We start from the raw sequence: 1,576 nt of genomic DNA on the forward strand, positions 1-1,576 counted from the left end.
GTTATACCCTAAGAGCAAACCACCCTTTTTAAGGGTGGTTCTGATTTACCCGGCACTTGGGGACGTTCCTTATCTGCCGGCAGTTAGGGACACTCCTGCCATGCATTTGATCCTTTGAGGATGGAAGAAAACGGGTCATTAGGTTTGCTGCGGTGCCGACTCGGCCTGTCGGTTACAAAACTATGCCGGTTTACTACGATGAATCGCATTCTTTCAACTATGGATAGAACGGCGTTATCAAAGCCACAGGTAGAAAGCTTGTCATTTTCTGCTAATAGCAAATGTGGTCGGTCCTATCGGTTTTACCGTAGTAAACCGGCATAGTTTTGAAAGGGCACTGTTCGACTAGCAGCGTTATGGAGCTTCTGCATGCCCTCCCGTTCGGTTTTTCGCTGGGTGGGTATACTTCCATCCGCAATACAGGCCGGAATAAGGAGGTATCCAAATGCCGGGCAACGGATTGATTCAAAAGGGAGACGCGCACGAGATGACTCATGGGCGTCCTGTCCAGATAACCGAGCACACGACGGTAACCGAGCTGCAGCCCAGCCTGTCCGATGTCGTGTGCGCAAACAAAAAACTGCAGATTGGCATTATCGTTGCGCTCGTGGTACTGGCGCTGTTGTCGGGCTTTGTAGCTCGTCCGCATTTTGCCGATACCAAGACCTGGGACTCCACCATCGAGGTCATCGATCAAAAGAAGGGCAATGTTTTGGCGCTCACGACCTCGTGCGTCGCCCTATCTGCGGGTATCACTGCGCTGCCGGGCGATACGGGAACGCCAGTTGCCGAGCAGCTCGCGCAGCTTTCGGGAAACTTGGGTATCGTGCTTGCCGTGCTCTATCTTGAGAAATATCTGCTGACTATTTTGTGGTCGGTTGGCCTGGGCATCCTGATTCCGTTTGCGCTGGTGCTCTTTGCAGTGTCGCTTGGTATTCACGGACGCTGGAGCACCAGCGGCGTCATTCGCCGCGTGGCAACGCGTGTGCTGGTGGTCGCCATAATTGGCATGGCGTTGGTGCCTGCAAGCGTATGGGTGTCGCAAAAGGTCGACGAAACGTATCGCGTTAGCATCGAGGCGGCCGAGCAAAAGGCGACCGACGCTGCGAGCGCGGCAGATAGCGATAGCTCCAAAACAAGCAAGAAAAAGACCGAGTCCACAGAGTCCAAGAACGTGCTTGAGCAGCTTGCCGACGGTGCCTCGGGTCTCGTCACGTCGGTGACCAGCGGCGCCAAGCAGATGACCGATGAAATTGTGCGGCAAGTGACCGATCTCATCGAAGGCGTCATCGTGATGATCGTGACCTCGTGCGTGATTCCATTGCTGGTGCTCGCGGCGTTTTTGTGGCTGGGGCACGTGCTACTGGGGATTGATATTTCCGGCCCGGCGAACTATCTGACGGGTCGCTTTCTGAGCGCTCCGTCCAAGCACGCCAAAAAGGGCGGGCAGTCCGAGTAGCTAAAACAGCTGTATATACCGGGGAATACCGCCGAAGGGCGGCCGAGACACGTTCTCGGCCGCCCTTTTGTTCAAGACTTTAGTCTGCTGGCCGCGCAGCGGCCAGCTTTGAACCAC

At 55.2% G+C, this 1,576-nt stretch carries 1 protein-coding gene; it reads left to right on the forward strand.

What is annotated here, in order from left to right; all coding sequences use genetic code 11:
- The first annotated feature begins 445 nt into the window (after positions 1-445).
- The gene (locus DW823_RS09610) at positions 446-1,459 is read left to right on the forward strand and encodes a hypothetical protein (protein ID WP_118082045.1); all 1,014 of its coding nucleotides are present in this window, start codon (positions 446-448) and stop codon (positions 1,457-1,459) included.
- The last annotated feature ends 117 nt before the right edge of the window (positions 1,460-1,576 follow it).

Source organism: Collinsella sp. AM34-10 (genome assembly GCF_003469185.1).
GTDB lineage: Bacteria > Actinomycetota > Coriobacteriia > Coriobacteriales > Coriobacteriaceae > Collinsella.